Annotated in this window: 17 protein-coding genes; all 17 read right to left on the bottom strand. The window is 39.1% G+C overall.

Going from position 1 to position 21,960, the window contains the following annotated elements:
* Nucleotides 1-5 precede the first annotated feature (5 nt).
* Nucleotides 6-533, bottom strand: coding sequence for an acyltransferase (locus AAFN85_RS11095; RefSeq protein ID WP_347527309.1), 528 nt, complete (start codon nt 531-533; stop codon nt 6-8).
* A gap of 5 nt (nt 534-538) precedes the next feature.
* Nucleotides 539-1,654: a glycosyltransferase gene (locus tag AAFN85_RS11090; protein ID WP_347527307.1), complete on the bottom strand. Its 1,116-nt coding sequence runs from the start codon at nt 1,652-1,654 to the stop codon at nt 539-541.
* A gap of 108 nt (nt 1,655-1,762) precedes the next feature.
* The gene (locus AAFN85_RS11085; protein ID WP_347527306.1) at nt 1,763-2,308 is read right to left on the bottom strand and encodes a serine acetyltransferase; all 546 of its coding nucleotides are present in this window, start codon (nt 2,306-2,308) and stop codon (nt 1,763-1,765) included.
* A 139-nt stretch (nt 2,309-2,447) separates the two neighbouring features.
* Nucleotides 2,448-3,104, bottom strand: coding sequence for an acyltransferase (locus tag AAFN85_RS11080; RefSeq protein ID WP_347527305.1), 657 nt, complete (start codon nt 3,102-3,104; stop codon nt 2,448-2,450).
* Complete coding sequence (locus AAFN85_RS11075; RefSeq protein WP_347527303.1) at nt 3,064-4,311, bottom strand: oligosaccharide flippase family protein; 1,248 nt, start codon at nt 4,309-4,311, stop codon at nt 3,064-3,066. Before AAFN85_RS11075 ends, AAFN85_RS11080 begins: the two co-directional genes overlap by 41 nt.
* Nucleotides 4,308-5,519: a hypothetical protein gene (locus tag AAFN85_RS11070; RefSeq protein ID WP_347527301.1), complete on the bottom strand. Its 1,212-nt coding sequence runs from the start codon at nt 5,517-5,519 to the stop codon at nt 4,308-4,310. Before AAFN85_RS11070 ends, AAFN85_RS11075 begins: the two co-directional genes overlap by 4 nt.
* Before the next feature lie 9 nt (nt 5,520-5,528).
* Nucleotides 5,529-6,605: an NAD-dependent epimerase gene (locus tag AAFN85_RS11065; protein ID WP_347527300.1), complete on the bottom strand. Its 1,077-nt coding sequence runs from the start codon at nt 6,603-6,605 to the stop codon at nt 5,529-5,531.
* Nucleotides 6,606-6,664: 59 nt separating this feature from the next.
* Complete coding sequence (locus tag AAFN85_RS11060; RefSeq protein WP_347527299.1) at nt 6,665-9,049, bottom strand: polysaccharide biosynthesis tyrosine autokinase; 2,385 nt, start codon at nt 9,047-9,049, stop codon at nt 6,665-6,667.
* Nucleotides 9,050-9,062: 13 nt separating this feature from the next.
* Nucleotides 9,063-9,890, bottom strand: a complete 828-nt coding sequence (locus tag AAFN85_RS11055) for a polysaccharide biosynthesis/export family protein (RefSeq protein ID WP_347527298.1) — start codon at nt 9,888-9,890, stop codon at nt 9,063-9,065.
* 160 nt (nt 9,891-10,050) lie between these two features.
* Nucleotides 10,051-10,362, bottom strand: coding sequence for a DUF3467 domain-containing protein (locus AAFN85_RS11050; protein ID WP_347527297.1), 312 nt, complete (start codon nt 10,360-10,362; stop codon nt 10,051-10,053).
* Between the two features lie 226 nt (nt 10,363-10,588).
* Nucleotides 10,589-14,878, bottom strand: a complete 4,290-nt coding sequence (gene rpoC, locus AAFN85_RS11045) for a DNA-directed RNA polymerase subunit beta' (protein ID WP_347527296.1) — start codon at nt 14,876-14,878, stop codon at nt 10,589-10,591.
* 160 nt (nt 14,879-15,038) lie between these two features.
* On the bottom strand, nt 15,039-18,842 hold the full coding sequence (gene rpoB / locus AAFN85_RS11040) for a DNA-directed RNA polymerase subunit beta (protein ID WP_347527295.1): 3,804 nt from the start codon (nt 18,840-18,842) through the stop codon (nt 15,039-15,041).
* A gap of 230 nt (nt 18,843-19,072) precedes the next feature.
* Nucleotides 19,073-19,456: a 50S ribosomal protein L7/L12 gene (gene rplL / locus AAFN85_RS11035; protein ID WP_347527294.1), complete on the bottom strand. Its 384-nt coding sequence runs from the start codon at nt 19,454-19,456 to the stop codon at nt 19,073-19,075.
* 63 nt (nt 19,457-19,519) lie between these two features.
* A complete protein-coding gene (gene rplJ, locus AAFN85_RS11030) occupies nt 19,520-20,038 on the bottom strand; it encodes a 50S ribosomal protein L10 (RefSeq protein WP_347527293.1) in 519 nt (172 codons plus the stop codon).
* A gap of 2 nt (nt 20,039-20,040) precedes the next feature.
* Entirely contained in the window at nt 20,041-20,739 is a 699-nt protein-coding gene (gene rplA, locus AAFN85_RS11025; RefSeq protein WP_347527292.1) for a 50S ribosomal protein L1, read from the bottom strand.
* 28 nt (nt 20,740-20,767) lie between these two features.
* Nucleotides 20,768-21,208 carry a 50S ribosomal protein L11 gene (gene rplK / locus AAFN85_RS11020; RefSeq protein WP_347527291.1) on the bottom strand — a complete coding sequence of 147 codons (441 nt, stop codon included), beginning with the start codon at nt 21,206-21,208 and terminating at the stop codon, nt 20,768-20,770.
* A gap of 204 nt (nt 21,209-21,412) precedes the next feature.
* A complete protein-coding gene (gene nusG / locus AAFN85_RS11015) occupies nt 21,413-21,955 on the bottom strand; it encodes a transcription termination/antitermination protein NusG (protein WP_109608241.1) in 543 nt (180 codons plus the stop codon).
* Between the last annotated feature and the right edge of the window lie 5 nt (nt 21,956-21,960).

The following is a 21,960-nucleotide window of genomic DNA, read 5'->3' as shown; positions in this document are numbered from 1 at the left end:
GCTGCTTATTTATTTCCGGCAAACTCTTTTATTTTTTCAATTCTTTTTTGAGGGTCATTTTCAAGAAGGTATACGGCATCTTGCAAAACCTTTTCTTCATACTCCTCCAAAGTTTTAATTTTTTTTGCAGGCACACCAGCAACTACAGTATTATCAGGAATATTTTTGGATACCAAACTCGATGCGCCAATAATAACATTATTGCCAATTACAATACCCGGCAATATGGTTGCATGACTTCCAATAAAAACATTGTTGCCAACCACTATCTTTTTAAAAATGTTGATACCCGGATATTTTTTTCGTAATACACCAACGCCACCATCGTGCGTATGAAAAGTTACCCCGTGTGCTATGGTAACATCATCGCCAATGGTAATCAAGTAGGGCTCGCTACCGAAACTGGGCTTACCTGTTATCCTAACACCCTTCCCAAAATTTACTCCCATATACTTGGCATAAACAGCCCATTTTTGATATGGATCGGCCTTAAGAAGCTTTAACTCAAAAATAATTTTTTTAAGAATGCCCATAAATATTAAAGATTTTCAATAAAATTTCCTATCTCGGCAGCTACAGAAGCATAGTGAAACTTCTTTTGCCCTATATCGTACCCATTTTTACCTATAGTAGATAGATCGCGATTAGCCAAAGTCGATTTCATTTTTTGCTTGTAGCTTTCCACGGTGTATTCATCGGCCAAAATAGCGGAGTTATCATCAAAATAATGATCTAACTCGCCAAGTTTGGTACTAAGAATAGGCCTGCCTGAAGCAGTGTATTCACCAATTTTGTGAGGGAAACGTGCTATATCTTGTATAGTGCGGCGCAATGGAATAACCAACACGTCCGATTTTATGTAACGATCAACCAGTTCCGAATATTTAATATTGCTTAAAACCTCTATTGAAGAAGCATAAGGGTTTTGAGCGATACGTGCGCGAAACTGATCCCATACAGGCTTATTATCACCAGAGATAACCATCAAAAAATTGCCGTTGTATATCCCCTCATTTTTGAGCTCGATAAAAAGATCAAGCAAAAATTCAATTACTTCCAAATAATTGATGGTACCGCAATACATCAGATAAGGTTGATTTGAAACCGGAGTTCCACTGTACGAAAACTCATTAAAATCGCATATCACGGGCGCCTTTAATACTTTGGTTTTACTGCCTTTACTTTCAATGTGATCTTTCAAAAATTCGCTTATTGCTAAAACTCCATCACAAAATTTATGACAATATCCATCAAACAAACGATCATTCAGTATCTTAAAAAACGTTTGCCTGTTATCTATAGCAGACCGGTATTCAACGTATTGAATCACGAGCTTAAATCCCCATATTTTTGATAAAATACGATAGTAAAAAAGTTCAGAAAAAAGGGGAGTATAGAGGATTGCCGCTTTGATCTGTTTCCTTCTTTTAAACAAGAAAAAAAACTCATTAACATAGCCGGTAATTTTATTTAATGCCCTTATTGCAAAATTATTAGGCCTGGTAGCTATATACGAAAGTTCAACATAGGGTATGCCATCGTACTTTTGTAGCCTTACACCTTTTTTCACCGCGTTTAAGCTATGCTTATTAACTATCAACGGAAAAAAACCGGCTAACCACAAAGCTTTAAAGGTTAACCTGATCCTTTGCATAGGAGCGTTACCCTTTGGAAAACCAGAAATACCTAAATGAACTATATACATACAAACTAACTCAATTAACCCAGCTAATTATTTATTCGATAACTAATCTCAAAACTTTTAAGAAACAAAATTGATATATCCTTCGCACGCGTTTTCCCTGTGAGTTATTGTGCACGGATTGCCAATTACCATCGAATGATCAGGAACATCTACTGTAACAAATGAATTTGGTGCAATAAAAACATCCGATCCTATGTTTACGTTACCCACAATTACCGCATTGGTACCTATCCACACATTGTTACCTATAGTAGGATATCCTTTACGTTTGCCACGATTAGCTGCACCGATAGTTACACCGTGAGCAACATTGCAATTTTTTCCAATACGAGCCTTAGGATTGATTACCACAGCTCCATAATGCCCAATATAGAAACCCGGCCCAATCTCCGTTTTACTATCTATTTGAAAGCTATACTTAAAATCGTATTTGTGTTTGAGGATTGAAAAGAAAAGCCACTTTATCGAAAAACGCTTGCTACTTGCTACCTGTCTTAAAAGATACATGTATCTGCAGCCAGGGATACGGAGTCCTTTTATTAAACCCTTGGTTCCTGATAATCCGCCGTAACGGTATAAATCTGCTTTAATAATTTCGTTCATTGTGATAACGTTTAAACTCTTTGGCTTAAATCCCCAAGTGCCTTATTATTGAAACCACATGTTATCAATTGTACAGTTTATGACAAATACTATAGATAAAACAACGTGGCAGAAAATGCGCAGACTAAGGAAAATATATTTACAACAATTCCGGGTTTAACTCCTTGATAAACTTCGCGGGGTTTCCTCCATAAATCGTATTCTCCGGCACATCTTTAGTAACCAAAGAATTTGCTCCAATCACCGAATTTTTTCCTATTGTTACGCCTTTCCATATTATTGAATTTACGCCAATAAATACATTATCGCCTATAACTACAGGCTTTGAACCTCCGCTATCGTTTCTACGCTTTTGCGGATGAACGTTGTGCCAATCAAAATCAGTAATGATTACGTTAGCTCCTAAAAGTACGTTATCACCTATAGTTATTGAATTAAGACAACCAATGCTTACCCCGCTAAAACCACATGAATTACCTATTTTAACAATAGCATTGGCCGAATGGGTAGATATAATGCAACTTCTGTTAACGCCGATTAGGTTTGAAAATTTATCCGATCTGAAAGCACATTTTTCACCCACAGTTACAATCGAGCCCGGAAAACGGTAAAGCTTTGCAAATCCATAAAATTTTGCAGGACCGGCAAAATTAACTTTCTTTAATTTCCAGGTAATGTTGTTAAAAAAAGATTGAAAAACAGAATTGATATCTATTTTGAGATAGTGCAACTTCGAGAATATTTTTCCCGATAAATCAGGCTTTCCAATCGACTGCTGGCTCTCGTTTATATTCATAATTTTTGTAATAATAAATCAGAAAAATTAAAAAGTAAGCACCGGAGCCAATAGCATTTGCTATCATCGCACCAACAGCAGAGTACAACGGGATAAAAATAAATGCCGCGATTAACTGGATAACCCCCGTTATAATAGCTGCATTTTTTATAATCTTTCCTTTCCCTTTTGCTATTAAGAATTTATTTATAAAATCACCAAAACCATGTAGTACCGCGGTTATAGCACCAATTTTTACCAGTAATCCTACTATCACAAAGCTTTTATTCAGGAATAAACCAATCCAAAAGTCGATGGTAAAAACTAAAAACAATAATAATATCAATGATGACCCTATTGCCTGAGCTAAAACTTTACGTGGGAGCCTATCGGCGTTAATAAAATATTTAAAGTTGGCTGTTCCGAATATGGTTGGTAAAAATGTTAACAACGTTACAAATGTATAAGCCAGGCTATATCGTCCAACATCAACATTATTTACATTGAAGTAACCGATAAGTATGGTGAGCATGTAACCTGTACCAACTCCCCACAATGAGCCATAATACATTTGCAAACCAAACTCCTTATTGAGTTCTAATAATTCAGTTAAAACTGGGGTACGGCCCTTGTATTCGATTTTATCAGTAACAATAAAAACAATAAAGGTTAGCAAGAAACAAGAATAATAAGTGATAATGTTGTAAGATATCACCCCACTAAAAAAATTCCGCCCAGCCAGCAAACAAAGAATATATGCTATTGGAGGAATCATTTTATACATTGAATAGCTTACTAATTTCCTCTCTGCCTGAAATACCGACTCAAAATAATTCATTAAGGGGTGGGCAAGAAAAAGTGGAAAAAACAGCAGCATATAATGAAATATTCTGTCTGATAGCACCCTGGTGCCAAACAAGCGTGTAATAAGCGTGATTACAAACATGATAACCAAGCCCATCAAACATAAATATATTAAATATCCCTTTATTGTACGATTCTTCTTATCATCATCTGAAGCAGCGATCATACGGCTACCTGACTGAAAAAAACCGAAATTGATGATTGAATTTACTAATAATAGATAGCTCTGAATATATTTAAAATCTCCAAAAGACTCTTTAGACAGCATTTTTGAATTGATGATACTACCCAAAAAGCTAAATCCCAAACCTACAATAGTTGAAACGTACAATAGCAAAACACCCAAGTTATCCTTCTTCTTCATTGTGAAATCACCTTCTTAGGTTTTATATGACTTAAAGCTAGCATACCCATGATTAACGAAATAAAATAATAATATAACTCACTGCTCACAGTTACATAAATGGCCAGGCCCGCACAAGCTAACACCCACATGGTTATAATAATTTTTCCACCAACATGCACTTTAGTGTATGATTTTTTAAATAAGCTACAAGCCAGCAAGTACAAATAGATTAAGCAAGTTGGTAATCCAGCCCACCAGGTAATCAATATGTACTGATTATCAAGATAGCCGTATGGGCCTCTGGCACCTGACCAATTCCAGGTTTTGGTGGGGCCAACGCCTGTTAAAATACTTCCAACGTCGTACTGATTAAAAAATTCAATCAATTGTCCGGATCGGCTATCGTCACTAACCCGATCTGTGAAGATGTTTACAGCACTATCAATAGTTTGATAAAAATCAGAAGTAACTACAAAAATATAAACACCCACAATCAAGGCTATAATCCCGATAAACATCATTATGCCCGAACTTTTTGAAAACTTATTTTGCCTGTATATCTTGATTATAAATAGCAGAAAGTAAATTATAAGATACCCGCGTGAACCTGTAGATATGACCAAAAGCAGAAGAAGAAAGAACGCGATGTAGTTGACTGTATTAAGATAGCGTTTAGCAAAATTTTGGTAAAAGAAAAAAGGGAATACCCAAATTATGTAAATTGTAAATTCACGTATCGCATATAACAACTGCTCGCGGTTTGAGGCTACTCCAACGGCCGAAATATTAACAAAGGCAAGCAAGAGGAATATAAAGCATAAACTGTAAAACCACGTCAATATTTTTTTCAGATAAAACGAATCAGCTGTAAAAAACATTATGCCAATGTTTAAGTATGTACCTATACCCTTTGCTGAATATATGATACTTGGAAATCTTATCATTTTATCAAGATCTCCAAGAGAAGCAATTGTAACCAGTATTAATAGCGCCCAATATGAAAACCTGATATACTGGGGAAAATTTTTGCTATAGGTTGCTACCGATAAAACTGCAGCAACCGACATCAAAAGGTCGCCGTACAAGCCCAAAGATAAATACCATGCTGCGTTGGTATCTTCAGTCATGATCGACTCAAGATTTTGCTGATAAAAATAAGTACTTACAGCATTGAGTATAATGCCCAATACCATAAAAACATATATCACCCTACCTGTACCGCGCATTATAATAAATTAATTATTTGCAGTATCAACACCAATTTGATAATGCTCTTTATACCACTCAATAAAGCGTAATATTCCCTCATCAAGCTTTGTATGTGGTGTATACCCAACCGCATTCATTAAATCATCCACATCAGCCCATGTTGATAATACATCGCCGGGCTGCATATCCATAAATTCAATATTTGCTTTTCTTTCAAGCGCTTTCTCAAGGTTATTGATAAACGTCATCAATTCAACCGGCGCATTATTGCCAATGTTATACACATGGTAAGGTGCCGAAGAAGATGAAGGGTCGGGAGTTTCATTTTTCCAATCAGGATCAGGCATTGCCTTGTGATCAATTAAATTTACTATCCCCGATATCACATCATCTATATAAGTAAAATCACGCTTCATATTACCGTGATTAAACACCTTTATAGTTTTGTTATTCACAATATCATCTGCAAAGCTAAAATAGGCCATATCTGGTCTGCCCCAAGGTCCGTAAACCGTAAAAAACCTTAAACCGGTTGTAGGAATTTTGTATAAGTGACTATAAGAATGAGCCATTAGCTCATTAGCTTTTTTTGTTGCCGCGTATAAAGATACCGGATGGTTAACAGCATGCGACGCGGAAAATGGCTGCGCTGTATTAAGCCCATAAACACTTGACGAACTGGCGTAAATTAAATGCTGCACACCAAAGTTTCTGCATGCCTCCAAAACATTCAGAAACCCGGAAACATTAGACTGTATATATGCATACGGATTTACTATAGAATACCTAACTCCCGCCTGCGCTGCAAGATTTATAATTGTATTAAACTGATTGGTTTCGCATAAACTCATCAGTTCTGCATTATCATTCAAATCCATTCGGATAAATTGATAATTGTCAAATTTCACACTTCTTACAGGCTTCTGCCAATCTATTACTTCTTTAATTATTCCATTTTCGGCTAAGCGGGCGTATTTAAGGTTTACATCGTAATAATCATTGATATTGTCGATCCCCCATACCAAATGTCCCTCACCTATCAGTTTAGAAACCAGGTGATGTCCGATAAAACCAGCAGCGCCGGTTACTAAAATTTTTTGCATAGCTGTAGTGTAAAGTATTAAAAGGTGCAGAGCATAAAGCGAAGCAAAATAGGCCCGATCTATTTCTTAAATAGTCTGCTAAAAAAATTCCCGGTTTTTTCCGGCTCCTGACCGTACCCATAACCATAACCATAACCGTAGCCATAACCGTAGCCGTAACCGTAACCATATAAACCACCTTTACGCGATTTAATATCGTTAATAATAAGATAAGCTCGTTTAAACTTACCTTCCTGAACCAAATCGTTAATAATATTTAACTGCGATTTGTACGTATAATCCTGGCGCGTAACGTATAAACTAACGTCTGCAAGTCTATCCAAAACCTGCGCATCAGAAACAAGACCTACCGGAGCAGAGTCGATTAAAATATAATCAAACCTTTTCTTTAACTCTGATATTAACAACTCTAATCGATCGCTAAGCAATAACTCGGCAGGATTAGGAGGTATAGAACCTGACGAAACAATAAATAGATTTTCAGAAAATACGGTTGGCTTAATGATCGAATCCACATCGATAGAACGAGAAACGATGTAGTTAGAAAAACCATTGTTGTGATCGATACCTAAGTTTAACGATAGTTTAGGTTTACGTAAATCTAATTCTATCAAAACAACCTTTTTACCGCTTAAGGCAAAAACGTTACCTAAGTTAGCAGTAATGAATGATTTACCTTCACCACTCATACTGGAGGTTACCAATATAACATTGGGCTTTCCCCCATCAATAACAAATTGCAGGTTGGATCGTAATGATCTGAATTGTTCAGAAAGCAGAGATCTTGAGCTATTTTCAAATACCAATGATTTTCCATCTGCGTTGTTGCCAATTTCGCCTAAAACAGGGATCCTGGTATTTTCAACAACATCATTTTTGGTTACAATCCTGATATTTAAAAGGTCTTTAACATATACAAAACCCATCGGTATTAACAACCCCATTAAAATTCCGACGCCAAACGCCAAAACCTTATTCGGTTTGTAGGGTAATAACTCGCTTTTAGCCGTATCAATGATACGGGCGGCTGATATTGTTGACGTTCTGGAAATAGCTGTTTCTTCTCTTTTTTGTAAAAGGTAGAGATACAATTGTTGCTTCAAATCTTGCTGACGAGCGTAATCTAAAAAGATCCTTTCTTTTTTAGGAACACTTTTTACCTGACCTGTTATAGTGGAGTTTCTTGCTTTTAAGGCATCTATAGTAAGCGTCAGCATTTTCTTGTAAGCATTAAAGCTACCTACCAACCCTGTTCTCGCTTTATCCAGTTCCTCGTCAACATTTTTCATTACCGGATTATCATCCTTATACGACAGTGATAACTGATCGCGGTTGGCAACTAAAACATTATATTTACCTATTGCCTCAAGAAAAACCGGATCCTGCACAGACAATGAACTTGGGATAATCCTCTTTTTTGTAGGATCATCAAAATACTTTTCAATACTATTAGCAATATTAAGTTGTACTTCCTGCTCGTTTAGTTTATTGTAATAGTCAGAAGCGTTACCAACCAATGCTTTAGATTGCTCATCAACGTTGGCTAAGTTATTATCCTGCTTAAATTGAGCAAATTGAGTTTCAACTCCAGTAAGTTCTTTACTCACTATTCCAAGCCTTGCATCTATGAATCTTAAAGTACTATCTGCAATCTGAATTTTGTTTTGAAGATTCGAATTCATGTAGAGATCCATCAACTTCTCCAAAATAGCCTCACCTTTTTTAGGGTTAGGGTATTCAAACGAAAGCTCCATAGTTGTACTCAACTTATTGGTAAGCTGTACATCATATTTTTTTGCCAGCGATTCTACTTTACCATCTTCCGGCTCAATGCTTAATTTATATCCTCTTACCTCAATTGGCTTATCAGCCCTTCTTACAAAAACAACCTTATATTGAGGTAACGAAACCACCTGGTCAAATTTTGCATTAATGTTGATATCTTCGTAGCTATTGGTAATATTAATAACACCGTTATTAATAGATATATCGTAATCCCTTTGACGAATAGTATCTAACGAGTTTAACACTTTCACATCAAACGGAGCTTCGTCAAACAACTCAAGCGAACGAATCCGGCCTTTTTTGTAGATGACGATATTCAATTTCATTTCCTGCACAACTTTTAATAAAAGACTGCGGGATTTTAACATATCAATTTCGTTGTAGGCATTACTTGGAATATCTAACAAACTTGAAAAGTCCATCATTGCGCCACTTCCTCCTTTACCACCCAACAGCCCGTTTTGCTGATCGTCAATAGTAATCTCGCTGCTTATTTTATAGCTGGGAGTAGCGTAGCGGGTGTAAAAAAATGCAAGTCCGGCAAAAATTACTATGCCAAATACAAATAGGTACCAAAAGCTTATTAGCTTGCCTATAAATTTCTTGATATCAAAACCTTGTATCGAACCGGAATTAATCTCGTTGTTATCAAATTGCATACTTCGAATTGTATTATTTTCTGGTGAAAAGTATAATTAGAACAGATAATAGAGATCCCCCCAAAGCGTAGTAACGAGCCTGTGACGCATCCGTAGCAGCAGCTTTACCAGCGCCAGGTTCAACATAAATTATATCGTTTTGACGTAAATAATAGTACTGTGACGATAAAATATCACTTTTCTTTAAATTAATACGATAAGGCGTTTTTGTACCATCTGGATTTTCTCTTAGCAAAAGCACATTTTCACGCTTTGCGAAAACAGTCAGGTCACCAGCCATCGCTATAGCATCCAACACACTAACCCGCTCGTTAGGAACGATATATTGACCAGGTTTTGCAACTTCGCCTGTAACCGTAACTTTAAAATTAGCAAAACGTACTATCACCGTAGGGTCTTTATAATACTTACCTGCTAAAGTTGTAAGCGAATCTCTTAATTCGGTAGTTGTTTTGCCAGCTGCCTTATACTTACCCAAAACAGGAATAGTTATGTTTCCATCATGATCAACCAAAAAACCAGAGATAGCACCTTGCTGCCCGGGAATTGAGGGCATAGAAGCTTGGCTAAGAGATGCCAAGCCCGATGATCCTGTAGTAGTTGTTGGAATGTTTATCGAATTAATTAACTGTGTAGCCGTAGGATCTAAAGTTTGGATAAAAACTGACAAGATATCATCGTTCTTAATCAGTGGATCAGAATACTCTGCTTTTGCAATATTAACTAGTTTACCAGAATCTGGTATATCCTGAAAATATTTTACTTTTTTTGTTGTATTACAGGAAAACAAACTGAAAGAAACAAGAAATATTAAAAGGGAGTTTAGGAAGATTTTTCTCATAAATTATGATTTCATAGGAGATAGCACTATGTAACAAAAAACGATGCAATATATGCACACTATTTCACATTAACAATAAAAAATTATTACTTTTTTCAAAAAACGACTGATAAGATAACTTTTTTTTAATCAAAACACATTTTTAATATAATATTCAAAATTATGCTTGCCCCATAGTTCCCCCGAAATTCATCGGAAAGCCGGGATGGTCTGGCTGAACTTTAATGCGCCCGTTGCTTGCTTCGTACTTTTCTATGTTATCTTCCAAAGCCGAAAGAAGGCGCTTGGCGTGTTCAGGAGTTAGTATGATTCTTGACTTAACCCTGGCTTTTGGAGCACCTGGCATTACACGGATAAAATCCAACACAAACTCCGAACTTGAGTGGGTAATAATAGCCAGATTTGAATAAGTGCCTTCTGCAATTTCTTCTGAAAGCTCGATGCTGAGCTGATTTTCGTTTTGTTCTTCCATGCCACTAAAATAACAAAAAGACGCTCTTGATTAAGTAGCCTTTTTGAGAGGATATCATTTCGGATTGCACAACTTTTAAGAATAGCAGATCATTCTGCATTCAATCGCGCAAAGTTCTCGGTTAAAACAAAAGTACAACTATAATGTTTTAAGTTTTTTTAAAAAAATGGAACAAAAAAAGCCCCCCGATTTATCGAGGGGCTTTAAAAATATTAGGTAAGGCAAATTATGCTTCCTGCTCTTCTGCTTTTGAAGCCATTAAGCGGTCGAATTCTTCCTGTGAACCTACACGGATATTTTCGTATTCGCGTAAACCGGTACCTGAAGGAATCAGGTGACCTACGATCACGTTCTCTTTCAAACCAAGCATTAAATCTTTTTTACCTGCTATAGCTGCTTCGTTCAGTACTTTGGTAGTTTCCTGGAACGATGCTGCAGAGATAAATGATTTAGTACCTAACGAAGCCCTGGTGATACCTTGCAGTATCGGGCTTGATGTAGCCGGGATAGCGTCACGCACTTCAATCAATTTAAGATCTCGGCGTTTCAATATCGAGTTTTCATCGCGTAAACGACGTAATGAAACTATCTGACCAGATTTCAACGTAGTTGAATCACCTGGATCAGTTACAACTTTCTTGTCGTAAATTTCATCGTTCTCGGTCATGAAATCCCATCCGTCAACAGCCTCACGCTCTAAGAAACGGGTATCGCCCGCATCTTCGATAGCTACTTTCTGCATCATCTGGTGAACGATAACCTCAAAGTGTTTATCGTTAATTTTCACACCTTGTAAACGGTAAACTTCCTGGATACCATTAACCAAATATTCTTGTACCGCGGCAGGGCCTTTGATAGCAAGGATATCCGATGGAGAGATAGAACCGTCAGACAGTGGCATACCTGCTTTAACAAAGTCATTATCCTGTACAAGGATGTGTTTTGAAAGTGGTACCAGGTATTTTTTAACCTGTCCGTCTTTTGATTCGATGGTGATCTCGCGGTTACCACGTTTCACACCACCTAAAGTTACCACACCATCAATTTCAGTTACTACCGCAGGGTTTGATGGGTTACGTGCTTCAAATAACTCGGTTACACGTGGTAAACCACCTGTAATATCTCGCGTTTTACCGGTTGAACGAGGGATTTTAGCAATAACCTGTCCTGTTTGTAGTTTATCACCTTCATCAACAGCGATGTGGGCACCTACCGGAATGTTATAGCCTTTAATAATGTTACCTTTATTATCAGTGATCTGGATGGCAGGGTTTTTAGTTTTATCCCTGGTATCGATGATCACTTTTTCGCGGTGACCGGTTTGCTCGTCAGATTCCTCACGGAAAGTTACACCTTCCAATACAGCATCAAACTGGGTAATACCTGCAAACTCAGATATAATTACCGCGTTGTACGGATCCCATGAACAGATACGGTCGCCTTTAGTGATCTTAGCACCATCAGCAACATACAGGTATGAACCGTATGGAATGTTGTTGGTAACGATCACTTTATTGCTTCCCGGCTCAATGATACGGAACTCGCCCGAACGGCCTAATACCACATCAACAGCACCATCTTCAGGAGTTTCGTAAGTTACAGTACGTACGTTTTCAAATTCGATGATACCATCAAATTTAGCGTTGATCTGTGACTCGGCCGCGATGTTTGACGCGGTACCACCCACGTGGAATGTACGAAGTGTTAACTGTGTACCCGGCTCACCGATTGACTGTGCTGCAATTACACCCACAGCCTCGCCTTTTTGCACGCGTTTACCGCTTGCAAGGTTACGGCCGTAGCACAACGCACACACACCACGTTTGCTTTCGCATGTTAGTACCGAACGGATCTCGATACCTTCCAGTGGAGAGTTCTCGATCCTTTTACCTACTTCTTCAGTAATATCCTGACCGGCTGTTGCTAACAATTCGTTAGTTATAGGGTCATGAACATCATGTAAAGTGGTACGGCCTAAAATACGATCATATAATGGCTCAACAATATCTTCATTGTCTTTAAGCGCAGTTGTGTAGATACCACGTAAGGTACCGCAATCAACTTCACCAACAATCATATCCTGGGCAACGTCATGCAACCTACGTGTTAAGTAACCAGCATCCGCTGTTTTTAACGCCGTATCCGCCAAACCTTTACGGGCACCGTGGGTTGAGATAAAGTACTCCAATACAGACAAACCTTCTTTAAAGTTTGAAAGGATCGGGTTTTCGATGATCTCACCACCTGAACCTGATTTTTGAGGTTTCGCCATCAAACCACGCATACCTGCAAGCTGACGGATCTGCTCTTTAGAACCACGGGCACCTGAATCAAGCATCATGTAAACAGAGTTAAAGCCCTGGTTATCGTTGCTCAAAATGTCCATTACGTTCGCGGTTAAGCGGTTGTTGATACGTGTCCAGATATCGATGATCTGGTTGTAACGCTCGTTGTTGGTAATGAAACCCATGTTATAGTTGTTCATTACCTCATCAACCTGTTTAGAAGCAGTTTCTATCAAAGTAACTTTTTCTGCAGGGATATTGATATCCTTCAAGTTAAATGATAAACCACCCTGGAACGCCATCTTAAATCCTAATTCCTTAATATCATCAAGGAACTGGGCAGCGCGTGCCATACCGGTGATTTTTACTACTTCACCAATAATATCACGAAGTGATTTTTTGGTTAACAGCTCATTGATATAACCTACTTCAACCGGTACATGTTGGTTAAACAACACGCGGCCTACAGTAGTATCAATAATTTTGCTTACAATTTGGCCATCGCGCTCTTTAGCTAAAGCTTTCACTTTAATAAAGGCGTGCAGGTCGAGTTTTTTCTCGTTATAAGCGATAATTACTTCTTCGGCAGAATAGAACGTTAAGCCCTGGCCTTTAACAACACGTGTTTCATCAGTTTTACGGCCTTTGGTTATGTAGTACAAACCAAGTACCATGTCCTGAGATGGTACAGTGATAGGCGTACCGTTGGCAGGGTTAAGAATGTTATGCGAAGCAAGCATCAAAATTTGGGCTTCCAAAATTGCCGCGTTACCAAGTGGTACGTGAACGGCCATCTGGTCACCGTCAAAATCCGCGTTGAATGCCGTACAGGTTAATGGGTGCAATTGGATCGCTTTACCTTCAACCAGTTTTGGCTGGAACGACTGGATACCTAACCTGTGCAACGTAGGCGCACGGTTTAGTAATACAGGGTGTCCTTTCAATACGTTTTCCAAAATATCCCAAACTAATGGGTCTTTACGGTCAACAATTTTTTTGGCAGATTTTACTGTTTTAACCACACCACGCTCAATCATTTTGCGGATGATAAATGGTTTAAACAACTCGGCAGCCATATCTTTTGGTAAACCGCACTCGTGTAATTTAAGGTTAGGACCTACAACAATTACCGAACGGGCAGAGTAATCCACACGTTTACCTAATAAGTTTTGACGGAAACGGCCTTGTTTACCTTTCAGGATATCCGAAAGTGATTTCAAAGCACGGTTACCTTCAGTTTTTACCGCGTTAACTTTACGTGAGTTATCAAACAACGAATCCACAGCTTCCTGTAACATACGTTTTTCGTTACGTAAAATCACCTCTGGTGCTTTAATCTCGATCAAACGTTTTAAACGGTTGTTACGGATAATTACACGACGGTAAAGATCGTTCAAATCTGAAGTAGCGAAACGGCCACCTTCCAGTGGTACTAACGGACGCAGTTCAGGCGGGATAACCGGAACGATCTTAACGATCATCCACTCAGGGTTATTTTCGATCCTGGTTTTAGCATCGCGGAAAGCTTCAACAACCTGTAAGCGTTTTAAGGCTTCGTTTTTACGTTGCTGAGAAGTTTCGTTAGCGGCCTGGTGACGCAAGCTGAATGATAATTCATCAAGGTCAAGGCGTTTCAATAATTCTTCCAGAGCCTCGGCACCCATTTTGGCAACAAATTTCTGAGGATCTTTGTCGTCAAGGTACTGGTTCTCTTTTGGAAGGGTATCTAATACGTCAAGGTATTCTTCTTCAGTCAGGAAATCCATTTTGTTGATTCCGTCTGCTTCTTTAATACCTGGTTGTATAACTACGTAACGCTCGTAGTATATAATAAGGTCAAGCCTTTTTGTAGGCAGGCCTAATAAATAACCAATTTTGTTTGGTAATGAGCGGAAGTACCAGATGTGCGCAACAGGCACCACCAGGTTGATGTGACCCATACGCTCACGACGTACTTTCTTTTCGGTTACTTCAACACCGCAACGGTCGCAAACGATACCCTTGTAACGGATACGTTTGTATTTACCGCAATGGCACTCATAATCCTTTACCGGACCAAAAATACGCTCGCAAAACAAACCATCACGCTCAGGTTTGTAAGTACGGTAGTTAATGGTTTCCGGCTTTAAAACTTCACCACTTGAACGCTCCAGAATAGACTCCGGAGAGGCCAAACTGATGGTAATGGTGGTAAAGTTACTTTTGATTTTATTATCCTTTTTGTAAGACATAGTCTCCTCTGTTTTTAATTGTTGAATTAGCGATTTAGTGAATTAGTGATTTGAATAAATAGCCAAATCACATCTCGTAACCTATTGAATTAGTGAGTTAGTAAATTATATGACTAATTTTTCAATCAATCACTAATTCACTCACTCACTAAATCACTAATTATTCTAAAGTGATATCCAAACCTAAGCCGCGTAACTCATGAACCAATACGTTGAATGATTCTGGTACTGATGGCGTTGGCAGGTTTTCACCTTTAACAATAGCCTCATATGTTTTGGCACGGCCGATAACATCATCCGATTTAACGGTCAATATCTCCTGCAGAATGTTTGATGCACCAAATGCTTCCAGTGCCCAAACCTCCATCTCACCAAAACGCTGACCACCAAACTGTGCTTTACCACCCAATGGTTGTTGTGTGATAAGCGAGTACGGTCCGATTGAACGGGCGTGCATCTTATCATCAACCATGTGACCTAATTTCAGCATGTAGATAATACCTACAGTAGTTTGCTGATCAAAACGATCACCTGTTAAACCATTGTACAGGTAAGTACGGCCTGATTCTGGTAAGTTAGCTTTTTTAACCCACTCTTCTACTTCTTCGTGGCTTGCACCGTCAAAAATAGGAGTAGCGAATTTTATACCAAGCTCTTTACCGGCCCAGCCTAATACAGTTTCGTAGATCTGGCCTAAGTTCATACGTGAAGGTACACCCAGTGGGTTCAACACGATATCAACCGGTGTTCCGTCTTCAAGGAAAGGCATGTCTTCATCACGTACAATACGTGCAACAATACCTTTGTTACCGTGACGGCCTGCCATTTTATCACCCACTTTAAGCTTACGCTTTTTAGCGATGTAAACTTTAGCCATCTGTACGATACCTGATGGAAGCTCATCACCCACACTGATAGCGAACTTGTCACGACGGTAAGCACCTAACTCCTCGTTGTACTTGATGTTGTAATTGTGAAGAAGGATCTTAATTTGATCATTCTTATCATCATCAGTAGTCCATTTAGTTGGGTTGATGTTATCGTAGTTTAGTTCAACCAGTATTTTCTGGGTGAATTTAACACCTTTAGGAACATGTAACTCTTTATAAACGTTATAAACGCCTTGCGAAGTTTTACCGTTAACGATCTCAAATAACTTCTCAATCAAAGTATTTTTCAGATCTTTTACAGCTTTATCATGCTTGTTATCCAATTTCTCTAACTGTGCTTTTTCTTCAGCTTTTGAAGTTTTCTTAGCACGAGAGAACAATTTGGTATCGATAACAACACCGGCAATTGACGGTGGAGTTTTCAATGAAGCATCTTTTACGTCGCCGGCTTTATCACCGAAAATAGCACGTAACAGTTTTTCTTCCGGTGATGGGTCTGATTCACCTTTCGGGGTGATCTTACCGATCAGGATGTCGCCTTCTTTAACCTCGGCACCTACACGGATAATACCGTCTTCGTCAAGGTCTTTGGTAGCTTCTTCTGATACGTTAGGAATATCTGGTGTTAACTCTTCCTCACCACGTTTAGTGTCACGAACTTCAAGTTCAAACTCTTCAACGTGAAGTGAAGTAAAGATATCCTGTGAAACAACACGCTCAGAAATTACAATCGCATCCTCAAAGTTATATCCCTGCCAAGGCATGAACGCTACTTTAAGGTTACGGCCTAATGCAAGTTCACCTGCCTGTGTGGCATAACCTTCGCAAAGTACCTCACCTTTTTCAACCCTCTGGCCTTTTTTAACAATAGGCTTAAGGTTCATGGTAGTGCTTTGGTTGGTTTTCTTAAACTTGGTTAAGCGGTAGCTTTTGGTATCACCTTCAAACGAGATCAAACGATCAAGCTCGGTACGGTCATATTTAATTTTTATTTCGGTTGCATCAACATACTCAACCACACCATCGCCTTCGGCGTTGATTAGGGTACGAGAGTCTTTTGCTACACGGCCTTCCAAACCTGTACCTACAATTGGCGCTTCAGGGCGCAACAATGGTACGGCCTGGCGTTGCATGTTCGAACCCATCAAGGCACGGTTAGCATCATCATGCTCTAAGAACGGAATCAGCGAAGCCGCAATCGAAGTGATCTGGTTTGGCGCAATATCCATCAAATCCAAACGATCTGGCTCGATAACCGGGAAGTCACCCTCGAAACGTGCTTTTACACGTGGCAATTCAAACTCACCTTTGTCATCATATACCGCGTTGGCCTGACCGATAGTTTTACCATCCTCATCTTCGGCAGATAAGTAGATAACCGGCTCCTCAACCATTACTTTACCATCAACCACACGTTTGTATGGTGTTTCGATAAAGCCTAAGTTGTTGATTTTGGCGTGTACGCAAAGTGATGAGATCAAACCAATGTTCGGACCTTCGGGAGTTTCGATAGTACACAACCTACCGTAGTGGGTGTAGTGAACGTCACGAACCTCGAAACCTGCACGCTCACGCGACAGACCGCCGGGGCCTAAGGCTGACAGACGACGCTTGTGCGTGATCTCTGCCAGTGGATTGGTTTGGTCCATGAACTGTGATAACTGATTTGTTCCGAAGAACGAGTTTATCACAGATGATAATGTACGCGCGTTGATCAGATCGGTTGGTGTGAACACCTCGTTGTCACGAATGTTCATACGCTCGCGAATGGTACGTGCCATACGCGCTAAACCTACACCGAACTGAGCATATAATTGCTCGCCCACGGTACGTACACGACGGTTTGACAAGTGATCGATATCATCCACCTCAGCTTTTGAGTTGATGAGTTTGATCAAATATTTAACGATCGCGATAATATCCTGCTTGGTTAAAACCTTAGTTTCTTCCGAAGTGTTCAGTTTTAATTTACGGTTGATGCGGTAGCGGCCCACATCGCCCAAGTCATATCTTTTATCCGAGAAGAATAAACGATCGATGATACCACGTGCTGTTTCTTCATCAGGTGGTTCAGCGTTACGTAATTGACGGTAGATGTGCTCAACCGCTTCCTTCTCAGAGTTGGAAGTATCTTTTTGTAAAGTATTATATATAATGGTATAATCACCGCTGGTTGAAGCATCTTCCTTGTTCAGGATAATGGTTTTCACACCTGCATCAATGATCATGTCAATATGGTCGTCTTCCAGTATGGTTTCACGCTCAAGGATGATCTCGTTACGTGGGATAGAAACCACCTCACCGGTGTCTTCATCCACAAAGTCCTCGATCCAGGTTTTAAGAACCCTTGCTGCAAGCTTACGGCCGATATATTTTTTCAAGCCCGATTTGCTCACTTTAACCTCGTCGGCCAATTCGAACAACTCAAGGATGTCTTTATCCGAGTCGTAACCAATGGCACGAAGTAACGTAGTAACCGGGAATTTCTTCTTACGGTCAATGTAAGCATACATTACGTTGTTAACGTCTGTAGCGAACTCAATCCATGAACCTTTAAAAGGGATAACACGGGCCGAGTACAATTTAGTACCGTTGGTATGGCGGCTCTGGCCAAAGAACACACCTGGCGAACGGTGTAACTGTGATACAATTACACGCTCAGCACCATTAATAACAAATGTACCTTTAGGGGTCATGTACGGGATAGTACCCAAATACACGTCCTGTACAATTGTTTCAAAATCCTCGTGCTCCTCATCATTACATGACAGGCGCAGTTTGGCTTTCAATGGTACGCTGTAAGTTAATCCGCGTTCGATACACTCTTGTATATCATAACGTGGCGGATCAATAAAGTAATCAAGAAACTCCAGGACAAAGATGTTTCTTGAATCTGAGATAGGAAAGTTTTCGGCAAACACTTTGAACAGCCCTTCTTTATAACGGTTGTCAGAAGTAGTTTCCAATTGAAAAAATTCCTGGAAAGATTGTAACTGAACATCCAGGAAGTCAGGGTAATCAATTACCTTTCTGCTGGTTGCAAAGTTTACTCTTTGATTATTATTGTTTGCCAAGGTATTTAAATTTTAGTTTATTAATTTTTTAGACGTGAGAGCAGTGATGTGAGATTTGAGACTTATGATTTGAGACATGAGATTTAAAACGTGGATCTGAAAAATCTCATATCCCATATCTAATATCTAACACCTGTTTACAACCTCACATTTAATTCAAAACCTTATAAACAGCAATAGACCCCGACCGTTTAAGGTCGGAGTCTTTAGCTATATTTCCGTGGGTTAAATTATTTAACCTCAACTACTGCGCCAGCTTCTTCTAATTGTTTTTTCAAAGATTCAGCTTCTTCTTTAGTTACACCAGTTTTAAGTTCTTTTGGTGCACCGTCAACAAGATCTTTAGCTTCTTTCAAGCCAAGGCCAGTTAAGTCTTTTACTAATTTAACAACTGCTAATTTAGCGCCACCAGCTTCTTTCAGGATAACGTCAAATGCAGTTTGCTCAGCAGCAGCAGGAGCAGCATCGCCACCGTCACCAGCAGGAGCAGCAATAGCTACAGCTGCAGCAGCAGGCTCAATACCATACTCATCTTTCAAGATTTGAGCTAATTCGTTTACTTCTTTTACTGTTAAGTTTACCAACTGTTCAGCAAACGCTTTTAAATCCGCCATTTTATTTAAATTTTTACTTTTAATGCTTTTTGTTTGTTTTATCGAACTTTAATGAGGTGTTCGTTAACCTCTTTCCTGTAATGTTTTTACGAGGCCTGCAATAGTAGTTCCGCCTGATTGTAGAGCAGAAAGTACATTTTTTGCAGGAGATTGAAGTAAGCCAACTATCTCGCCGATCAGTTGTTCTTTTGATTTCAGTTTGGTTAAAGTATCTAACTGGTTATCACCAATAAATACTGCCGAATCAATATAAGCTGCTTTTAAGATTGGTTTATCACCACCTTTTCTTAATTGTTTAATCAACTTTGCCGGAGCAGTTGCTGATTTTGAGAAAAGGATTGATGACGAGCCTTTCAATACATCATATATCGGGCTGAAATCACCGCCTGCAGCTTCCATAGCTTTTTTGATCAAGCTATTTTTGGTTACCTGCATAATAATGTCACTCTCGAAACATTTGCGGCGAATATTGTTGATCTTGGCTACAGTCAGATCTGAAGTATCAGTGATATAAAAATTAACATACTCTTTGATCTGCTCAGTAAGGGCTACAACAAGGTCGTATTTTTCTTCTTTATTCATGATTAGATCCCCGCTACTGATTTAGTTTCAACTGTAATACCAGGCGACATAGTTGAAGAGATATGAATGCTCTTGAAATATGTTCCTTTTGCTGCAGAAGGTTTTAATTTAGAGATTGTTTGCAATACTTCTAATGCATTCTCATAAATTTTATCTGCAGAGAAAGATGCTTTTCCTATCGAAGTGTGGATGATACCGGTTTTGTCAACCTTGAAGTCAATTTTACCACCTTTTACCTCAGTTACAGCTTTACCAACCTCTGGGGTTACTGTACCTGATTTAGGGTTTGGCATTAGGTTACGTGGGCCTAAAATACGACCTAAACGACCAACCTTAGCCATAACACTTGGCATAGTGATGATAATATCAACATCAGTCCATCCGCCTTCAATCTTGGCGATATAATCATCCAAACCTACAAAATCTGCACCTGCGTCTTTAGCTTCTTGCTCCTTATCTGGAGTACAAAGTACTAATACACGTACAGTTTTACCGGTTCCATGAGGTAATGTTGCAATACCACGTACCATTTGATTGGCTTTACGCGGGTCAACACCTAAACGAACGTCTATATCAACTGATGAATCAAATTTAGTTAAGGTTAATTCCTTTACCAAAGCTGATGCAGCTTCTAATGTGTACGATTTGTTTGCCTCAATTTTGGAGAGTGCCACTTTTTGATTTTTTGTTAATCTTGCCACTGTCTTTAAACTGATTTGTATAAATTAATTAATTCCAGGGAGCTGTACCAGATACAGTAATTCCCATGCTGCGGGCAGTGCCTGCTACCATTTTCATGGCCGATTCAACTGTGAACGCGTTCAAGTCAACCATTTTATCTTTGGCGATAGTCTCAACCTGTTCCCAGTTTACGCTGGCAACTTTTTTACGGTTAGGCTCGGCCGAACCACTCTTTAAACCGGTAGCTTCCAACAACTGGATAGCAACGGGAGGGGTTTTGATGATAAATTCGAATGATTTGTCTACATAAACAGTAATCAAAACAGGCAATATTTTCCCAGGTTTGTCTTGGGTACGTGCATTAAATTGCTTGCAAAACTCCATGATGTTCACACCTTTTGCACCCAATGCAGGGCCAATTGGTGGTGATGGGTTTGCAGCGCCGCCTTTAACTTGCAGCTTAACCATTGCACCGATCTCTTTTGCCATTTTAATTTACTTTAATTATAAACTCAATGTTAGTACGTGGAAGCTTAGTAACATTTAAGATCTTTAATTTGGCAGCTGTTGTAAAGGCTAAGCCTTAAATTTTAACGCTTTCTTAATACTCAGCGCTGCCGTTTTTAATATTTTGTGTGTAAGTTTATCATGTGATAGTGCCCGCCTTCCATTTGGGTACTGATGATAAAAAAACTATTCTTTCTCTACTTGCATGTAATTCAATTCGAGCGGCGTACGACGACCGAATATCTTTACCATTACTTTCAACTTTTTCTTCTCTTCGTTTACCTCTTCGATAACACCGCTGAAGCCGTTGAAAGGACCATCCATAACTTTAACGTTTTCACCTACATAGTAAGGAACGTTCATAGTTTCGGCCTGGCTTGTCATCTCATCAACCTTACCTAAAATACGGTTAACTTCTGATTGACGCAGTGGGATAGCATTTCCGGCTTTATCACCAAGGAAACCTATAACGCTGTTAATGTTTTTGATGATGTGCTCAGTTTCGCCATCTAATACAGCTTCCATCAACACATAGCCCGGAAAGTAGTTACGCTCTTTAGCTATCTTCTTTCCATCGCGCATTTGGTAGTATTTTTCGGTAGGTATTAATACCTGTGGTACCAAATGACTGATGCCCAAACGGCTAATTTCGGCATCAATATACTGTTTAACTTTTTTTTCTTTACCGCTAATGGCCCTAACTACATACCATTTCAATTGATCACTCATTCTAT

Source organism: Mucilaginibacter sp. CAU 1740 (genome assembly GCF_039839285.1).
Lineage (GTDB): Bacteria > Bacteroidota > Bacteroidia > Sphingobacteriales > Sphingobacteriaceae > Mucilaginibacter.
Note: the sequence above shows the minus strand (reverse complement) of the source record. Positions and strands in the feature narration are given on the sequence as shown.